The organism is Streptomyces mesophilus (assembly GCF_040300965.1).
Classification (GTDB): domain Bacteria; phylum Actinomycetota; class Actinomycetes; order Streptomycetales; family Streptomycetaceae; genus Streptomyces; species Streptomyces mesophilus_A.
In genome coordinates this window covers 1-7,904 of the sequence record NZ_JBEPEW010000241.1, presented here as the reverse complement: position 1 = coordinate 7,904, position 7,904 = coordinate 1, and the positions used below count along the sequence as shown (strand labels likewise).

Below are 7,904 nucleotides of genomic sequence, written 5' to 3'. Positions count from 1 at the left end.
GGTGCGTGTGCGGGTGCGGGTGCGGCTGCGGGGTGCGGGGGCGGGCCGCGGGGTGCGGGGCGGTGGGGCGCGGGCGGTGGGGGTGGCGTGGCGGGGCGTCGCCTAAGGGCGGGCTCGCTCGGCCCCTGCGGGCCGCGCTCCCCGCGGGGCGGTTGCGGTTGTTCGGCGGCTGACGGTGGGTGCGTTTTCGGGGTGGCCGAGGTCTCGTGGATCGATTTCGGTGCGTCGCGGCCGGCGCTTCATTCGCTGGGATGGTTGCGGTGCGTGCATGGTTGCGGTGCCTCCGCCCGTCCGCTGTCGACTGCCGCGCCACGGGGCTTCCTTTCCCCAATTGCTCTCAGGGATGGCGACGATGACGATGGCGGTGGCGATGGCGGTGGCTAGTTCGGGCTCGCGAGTCAGCCAACCTGCGCGCGGTGGAGGGAAGTTGGGTGATCGGGGGACCATTCGTTCACTCCGCTGTCCGGTTTGCCGCATTCGGCGTAAACAGAAGGTCCCCCAATGGCTACGGACGGGGGACGGGGGACGGCGGATGGCGGACTGGGTGTGATGTGCCGTTCGCTGGCCTCAATGGGGGAAAGGAAGCCCCGTGGTGCCGCGGGCGGCAGTGGGCGGGCGGAGGCACCGTAACCGGCCACCGGAGCGCAACCATTCAGCGGATGAAGCCCCGGCCGCGACGGACCGAAGGGGATCGACGAGACCTCGGCCGCCCCGAAAACGCACTCACCCGATAGCCGCCCCACAGCCCGCACCCCCCGCGGGGAGCGCGGCCCGAAGGGGCCGAGCGAGCCCGCCCTTGGGCGGTTCCACCGGGGGTGCCCCGACCCCTGAAACTCACCGCCCGCTCAACCGGTCGGCAAACCGCGCCAGTCGGTCCGTAGTAGCGGAGTGGGAGGACGCCTCGCGGCGGTCCGCCGCCCGGTACGCCGCGTACAGACCATGCACGCCGATCCAACGCGCCGGCTCCGGCTCCCACTTGCGGACCTTGTGGTTGACCCAGGGGAGCGCGGTCAGTTCCGTGGGGCCCGCCTGGCCCGAGTCCTGTTGGACGAGGTCGCGCAGGGTGCGGCCCGCGAGGTTGGCGGTGGCCACGCCCGAGCCGACGTAGCCGCCCGCCCAGCCGAGGCCCGTGGAGCGGTCGAGGGTGGCGGTCGCGCACCAGTCGCGCGGGACGCCGAGCACCCCGGACCAGGCGTGGTCGATCCGCACGCCGGCCAGGGAGGGGAAGAGGCGGACGAGGATCTCGCGCAGTGCGTCGACGGTCGCGGGCTGCGTGCGGCCGTCGTTGTCCGTCTTTGAGCCGAAGCGGTACGGGACCCCGCGCCCCCCGAGCGCGATCCGCCCGTCCGCCGTGCGCTGGGCGTACATGTACGCGTGCGCCATGTCGCCGAGCGCCTCACGGCCCGCCCAGCCGATGCGTTCCCACTGCTGCTCGGTGAGCGGTTCGGTGGCGATCATCGAGGAGTTCATCGGGAGCCAGGAGCGCTTCTCGCCCTTGAGAGCCGCCGTGAACCCCTCCGTGCAGCGCAGGACGTACGGCGCACGCACCGTGCCGTACGGCGTGACCGCGTGCTTGGGGCGGATCTCCGTCACGGGCGTGGACTCGTGGATCACCACGCCCAGTTCCTCGACCACGCGCGCGAGCCCGGTGACCAGCTTCACCGGGTGGATGCGCGCGCCGTGCGGCGTCCAGGACGAGCCGACGGCGCCGGCTATGCGGATACGGGCAGCCGTCTCGCGGGCGCCGAGCAGCAGCCGGTCCTTCTCGCCGTACGCCAGCTCTGCTTCGTGGAAGGCCTTGAGGCGAGCCAACTGGGCGGGCGTATAAGCCACTTCCAGTACGCCGCCGTGGTGGATGTCCGCGTCGATGCCCTCGGCCGCGGCCGTATCGACGACCTCCGTGACCGTCGCGTTCATGGCCTCCTGGAGCCGCGTCGCGGCCTCCTTGCCGTGCTTGGCGGCGTACCGGTCGCGTCCCGCGATGCCGTTGTAGAGCCAGCCGCCGTTGCGCCCGGAGGCGCCGTAACCGCAGAACTTCTGCTCCAGGAGCGTGATGCGGAGAAAGGGCGCGGCCTTCTTCAGGTAGTACGCCGTCCACAGCCCCGTGTATCCGCCGCCCACGATGCAGACGTCGGCGCTGGCGTCGCCGGCGAGCGGTTCGCGGGGGGAGGGCGCGGGCTGGTCCGCGTACCAGAAGGAGATGCCGCCGTTCACCGTGCTCGCTGCTGACGCGTTCATGGCCGGAAGGTAGCGGACGCGGGCCGGATGGCGGCAGGGCGGGGGACCTTTGACCCGTAACGGGGCCGGGCCGCGGCCCGTCTTTCCTCCGGAACCGTCGCCCCGGAGGTCTGGATCATGCCCGTACGCAGGAACGCAGGCGCAGAGCCCGTACGCAGGAACGCAGGCGCCCAGTCCGTGCGCAGGTACGGCCGCGCGCTCGTCACCCTCGCCGCCGTCGCCGCGCTCGGCGTCTCCGCGGCGGCCTGCTCGTCCACCGACAGTGGCGGGACGGGCGCCGGCGCCGCCCTGGCCGCCAAGCCCGCCGCCGACGCCGAGCTCTTCGCGGACCTGCCCGCAAAGCTCGCCGCCGACGGCACCACGGTCGTCGTCGGCAAGGCGGACGCCCCGCACACGGTGAAGGTGTACCTGGACCCGCAGTGCCCGTTCTGCGCGAAGTTCGAGACGGGCGGCGGCGAGGGTCTGGCCAAGGCGATCCGCGACGGCAAGGCGAAGGCCGAGTACACGGTCGCGTCCTTCCTGGACCAGGGCGCCGACGGCCCCTCGACCCACGCGGCCAACGCCCTGCGGGCCGCGCTCGGCGAGGGCAAGTTCGCCGAGTACCACGCCGCGCTCTATGCGAGCCAGCCCGAGGAGGGCTCCCCGGATGCTTACAACACGGACCATCTGCTGAAGATCGCCGACCAGGTGAAGGGGCTGCGGAGCGCCGCCTTCGACAAGGCGGTCAGGGACATGACGTACAAGGACTGGGTGAAGAAGTCCGAGCAGGCTTTCGAGGCCAGTGGCGAGCGCGGCACCCCGGCGGTCCTGATCGACGGCAAGAAGATCGACACCCGCGAGGGGCTGTTCACGGCGGACGGCTTCACCAAGGCGCTGGGGTCCTGAGCCTCGTACGATCTCCGGGCCCCGACCCTCGTACGATCTGGGAATGATCGAGGTCCCCGAAGAGCTGGCCACCACGCAGATCAAGTACAACGGCGAGGCGGGGCGCGCCTTCATCGACGCGCTGCCCGAGCGGGCCGCCGAGTTCCTGGAGCGCTGGGAGCTCAGGCGCACCGGCCCCTCGATGTACGGCATGGCCTCGCTGGTGCTCCCGGTCGAGCGCGCGGACGGCACCCCGGCCGCCCTGAAGCTCCAGCTCCTCGACGAGGAGAGCGAGGGCGAGCCCGTGGGGCTGCGGACCTGGGACGGCGACGGGGCGGTCCGGCTCCTCGGCCATGACGCCGCGACGGGCACCATGCTGCTCGAACGCCTCGACGAGAAGCGCCACTTGTCGGCCCTCGACGACTCCCGCGAGGCCACCCGTATCCTCGCCGAGCTGCTCGCCCGCCTCACCGCCGTCCCCGCACCGCCCGGACTGCGCACCCTGGAGACGATCGCGCGGGACATGCTCGACGAGACGCCCGAGGCCGTACGGGAACTGGCCGAGGAGGACCGGCAGTTGGTCCTCGCCTGCGCCGCTCAGGTGCGCGAGGTGATCGACGAGCCCGGCGACCGGCTGCTGCACTGGGACCTGCACTTCGACAACGTCCTCGCCGCCGAGCGCGAGCCGTGGCTGGCCATCGACCCCAAGCCGCTCGCCGGAGACCCCGGATTCGATCTGATGCCGGCTCTCGACAATCTCTACGATCCGGCCGAAGTCCTGTGGCGTTTCGACCTGTTGACCGAGGCGTGCGGGCTCGACCGGCAGCGGGCCGCCGCATGGACGCTCGGGAGGGTGCTGCAGAACTCGCTGTGGGCGGTGGAGGACGAGGAGTTCTACGAGACCGAGTTCCAGTCTCAGCAGCTGGAAATCGGACGGCTGCTCCTGGACCGCCGCGTTACCGTGCGCCCATGATTCGCACCGCGACCCCCGCCGACATCCCCGTCATCCACCGACTGGTCCGTGAACTGGCCGAGTACGAGAAGGCCCCCGACGAGGCCAAGGCCACCCAGGAGCAGCTGCACACCGCGCTCTTCGGCGAGCAGCCCGCCGCGTACAGCCTGATCGCCGAGAACGAGGCGGGCGAGCCGGTCGGCTTCTGCGTCTACTTCCTCAACTTCTCGACCTGGCGCGGCGTGCACGGCATCTACCTCGAGGACCTCTACGTACGCCCCGAGGCGCGCGGCGGCGGTCACGGCAAGGCGCTGCTCACCGAGCTGGCCCGGATCTGCGTGGAGCGCGGCTACGGCCGCCTGGAGTGGTCGGTCCTCGACTGGAACGCGCCGTCGATCGCCTTCTACGAGTCCCTGGGCGCGCGGCCGCAGGACGAGTGGACGGTGTACCGGCTGACGGACGAGGCACTGGAGAAGCTCGGGAGCTAGACGAGGCGCTGGAGAAGCTCGGGAGCTAGACGAGGGGCTCTCGTCCAGCCCGGGAGTCAGAGGATCACGCCCGTGTTCGCCTCGGCCTCCGCGTGGCCTTCCGCCGGAGTGTCGTGCCGGGGCGCGCGGGCCGTGACCATCAGGCCGGCGACCACCGCGCCGAGCAGCATGATCCCGGCCGCCCACCAGATCGCCACGGTGTAGCCGTGCACGATGCCCTCCGCGCCGATCAGCTGCTTCATCTGGTCGGTCGGCGGCTGGCCGCTCTCGCGGGCCGCGTCGGCCATGTGCGAGGTGATGTACGTCGCCGAGGTGCTGGTCGCGATGGTGTTGAGCAGCGCCGTGCCGATCGAACCGCCCACCTGCTGCGAGGTGTTGACGGTCGCCGAGGTGACACCGGAGTCCTGCGGCGCGATGCCCTGCGTGGCGGTCGCCATCACCGGCATGAAGACCAGACCCATGCCGAGGCCGAGCAGCAGCATCGCCGGCAGGACGTGGGTGGCGTACTCGGCGTGCACGGTGAGGCCGGTGAGGATGATCAGGCCGAGCGTCGCGAGGATCATGCCCGGCACCATCAGCAGGCGCGGGGCGACGTGGTGCATCAGACGGGCCGAGATCTGGGTGGAGCCGATGATGATCGCCACCGTCATGGGCAGGAACGCCAGGCCCGTCTTGACCGGCGAATAGCCGAGGATGACCTGCAGGTAGTAGGTCATGAACAGGAACAGACCGAACATGCCGATCGTCGCCAGGCCCATGGTCAGGAAGCAGCCGGCTCGGTTGCGCTCCTTGATGATGTGCAGCGGAAGCAGGGGGTTGGCGGCCTTGGTCTGCCACCACACGAAGACCGCCAGCAGTGCCACACCGCCGATGAGCAGCGCGAGCACCAGGGAGTCGGACCAGCCGCGCGGCTGCGCCTCGCTGAAGCCGTAGACGATCGCGACCAGACCGCCGCAGCCGAGCAGCACGCCGGGCACGTCCAGCTTGGCCTCGCGGTGGCCTTCGCGGTCGTGCAGGAACATGAACGCGCCGATCACCGCGATGACGGCGATGGGGACGTTGACGAGCAGGCACCAGCGCCAGTTCAGGTACTCGGTGAGCAGACCGCCCGCGATCAGACCGATCGCGCTGCCGCCGCCCGCGATGGCGCCGTAGATGCCGAAGGCCTTGCCGCGTTCCTTCGGGTCCGTGAACGTCGTGGTCAGCAGTGAGAGCGCCGACGGCGCGAGCACCGCGGCGAACACACCCTGGAGCGCGCGGGCCGCGAACAGCATCCCGGAGCCGGTCGCCGCACCGCCGAGCGCCGAGGCTGCCGCGAAGCCGATCAGGCCGATCACGAAGGTGAGCTTGCGGCCGATGAGGTCCGCGATCCGGCCGCCGAGCAGCAGCAGACCGCCGAACGCCAGGGTGTACGCGGTGATCACCCACTGCCGGTTCGCGTCCGACATACCGAGATCGGCCTGCGCGGAGGGCAGCGCGATGTTCACGATCGTCGCGTCGAGCACCACCATCAGCTGCGCGAGGGCGATGACGACGAGGCCCCACCAGCGGGTGGGGTCGGGCTCCTGAACGGGTATCGCGGGTCCGCGTTCGCTCGTGCTCATAACCTCCAGAACAGCACAAATGGGCTAATCCCGCGTCTTGTGCGCCGGGGCCTGCCGTCACCGCGTGCGCCGATGTCACATCCCGCCCACCCTCATCCGTCGGTACGTGAGGACAGCAACCGCGAACAGGGAGAGTGCAGGTCATGGGCAGGGACGGCATCACCATCATCGGCGGCGGGTTCGCCGGACTGACCGCCGCGATCACGGCCGCCGAGGCGGGCGCGCGGGTCGTCGTGCACGAGGCGCACCACACGCTCGGCGGCCGCGCGCGTACGACGGAGACCGGGCAGTACCGGACCAACGAGGGCCCCCACGCCCTCTACAACGGCGGCCCGCACTGGACCTGGCTCAAGCAGCGTGGACTGCTCGGGCCGATCGCGTCGGTGCCGCCGCTCGAGGGCGCACGCTTCCGTTTCCGGCACGGCGGCGCCCTGCGCCGTACGCCGCCGTTCGCCATGCTGAAGCTGCTGCGCCGGGGCGTCGAACAGGCCCCGGTGGAACGGGACTTCCTCTCCTGGGCCGTCGAGCAGGTCGGCGAGGAGGGCGCCCGTGCCGCGGCCCGCTACACGGCGGTCGCGCTCTTCCACCACGACCCCGGCGCGCTCTCGGCCCGCTTCGTGCACGAGCGCCTGCGCCGCGCGGCCAAGCTGCCCCCTGAGGCGCACTACCCGGTCGGCGGCTGGTCCTCCGTCATCGACAGGATGGCCGCGCACGCCTGGGACCTCGGCGTACGCATCGAGACGGCCTCACGCCTCGCCGAACTCCCCGAGGACGGACCGGTGATCGTCGCCACCTCCCTGGACGCCGCCCGCCGCCTGCTCGGCGACGACTCCCTGCGCTGGGAGAGCGGCCGCACGGCCCTCATCGACCTCGGTCTGCGCACGCGCCGCGGTGACGCGTTCATCGTCTCGGACCTGGACGAGGCGGGCTGGATCGAGCGCTTCACGGCCCAGGACCGCTCGCTCGCGCCCCGCGGCGAACAGCTGATCCAGGGCCAGATCCCGCTCGCCCCCGACGAGCCCCGCGCGGCCGCGATCGCCCGCGCCGAGCGGCTGCTCGACCTGGGCTTCCCGGGCTGGCGCGAGCGCCTGACGTGGCGCCGCGAGGCCCTCGCCGCAGGCCGCACCGGAGCGGTCGACCTGCCGGGCACGACCTGGCGGGACCGCCCGGCGGTGGACCGGGGCGACGGGATCTACCTGGCGGGGGACCAGGTGGCGGCGCCCGGGGTGCTGTCGGAGGTGTCGTTCACGAGCGGGGTGGAGGCGGCGACGCTGGCAACCCGACGGCTGGGCGTACGGCAGCTACGGGTGGCGTGAGCGGATCCTTCGCCCCCTGCGTCAATCCCGGCCCTTGCGTCAATCCCAGCCCCTGCGGCGATTGAGCAGATCCGAACGAAGTTCGGATGCGGGGGTCCGGGGCGGAGCCCCCCACGCGGCGGAGCCGCAAATGTCACAGGCGGGAAGGGGCAGGTAGGGGAATCCCGAGGCCTTGACCTCAACCAAACTCGAGGTTGAACAGTGGAGCGCAGCACAAGCCCGACGCCAGCCGACAACCAGGGGAGCCCCAAAGTGCACGCCATCCGCCTCCACACCTTCGGCCCCGCCGAAAACCTCACGTACGAGAAGACCGAAGACCCGGACCCGGCCCCGGGCCAGGTGCGGATCGCGGTCCGCGCGGCCGGCGTGCACCTCCTGGACACGGCCCTGCGCGAGGGCATCCAGGGCCCGGCCCCCGCGCCGGTCGAGCTCCCGACCATCC

6 protein-coding genes and 1 pseudogene are annotated in these 7,904 nt (G+C 71.6%); 5 read left to right on the top strand and 2 right to left on the bottom strand.

All coding sequences use genetic code 11. The annotated features are described in order from the left end of the window. Positions 1–834 precede the first annotated feature (834 nt). Entirely contained in the window at positions 835–2,238 is a 1,404-nt protein-coding gene (locus tag ABT367_RS39725) for an NAD(P)/FAD-dependent oxidoreductase (protein WP_352258632.1), read from the bottom strand. A gap of 117 nt (positions 2,239–2,355) precedes the next feature. Here ABT367_RS39725 and ABT367_RS39720 point away from each other — a divergent pair, with 117 nt between their 5' ends. From ABT367_RS39720 to ABT367_RS39710, 3 genes are read left to right on the top strand one after another with little or no spacing between them, the layout of a single operon-like run. Beyond that, a complete protein-coding gene (locus ABT367_RS39720; protein ID WP_352258631.1) occupies positions 2,356–3,123 on the top strand; it encodes a DsbA family protein in 768 nt (255 codons plus the stop codon). Between the two features lie 43 nt (positions 3,124–3,166). Beyond that, positions 3,167–4,075, top strand: coding sequence for an aminoglycoside phosphotransferase family protein (locus ABT367_RS39715; protein ID WP_352258630.1), 909 nt, complete (start codon positions 3,167–3,169; stop codon positions 4,073–4,075). Further along, positions 4,072–4,542 carry a GNAT family N-acetyltransferase gene (locus tag ABT367_RS39710; protein ID WP_352258628.1) on the top strand — a complete coding sequence of 157 codons (471 nt, stop codon included), beginning with the start codon at positions 4,072–4,074 and terminating at the stop codon, positions 4,540–4,542. The genes ABT367_RS39715 and ABT367_RS39710 overlap by 4 nt, the downstream gene beginning before the upstream one ends. A 56-nt stretch (positions 4,543–4,598) precedes the next feature. Here ABT367_RS39710 and ABT367_RS39705 read toward each other — a convergent pair whose 3' ends face one another. Next, positions 4,599–6,146, bottom strand: a complete 1,548-nt coding sequence (locus ABT367_RS39705; RefSeq protein WP_352258626.1) for a DHA2 family efflux MFS transporter permease subunit — start codon at positions 6,144–6,146, stop codon at positions 4,599–4,601. Positions 6,147–6,289: 143 nt separating this feature from the next. Here ABT367_RS39705 and ABT367_RS39700 point away from each other — a divergent pair, with 143 nt between their 5' ends. Next, positions 6,290–7,462: an NAD(P)-binding protein gene (locus ABT367_RS39700; RefSeq protein WP_352258624.1), complete on the top strand. Its 1,173-nt coding sequence runs from the start codon at positions 6,290–6,292 to the stop codon at positions 7,460–7,462. A 252-nt stretch (positions 7,463–7,714) separates the two neighbouring features. Continuing rightward, a pseudogene (locus tag ABT367_RS39695) lies at positions 7,715–7,904 on the top strand (oxidoreductase); the annotation flags it as partial.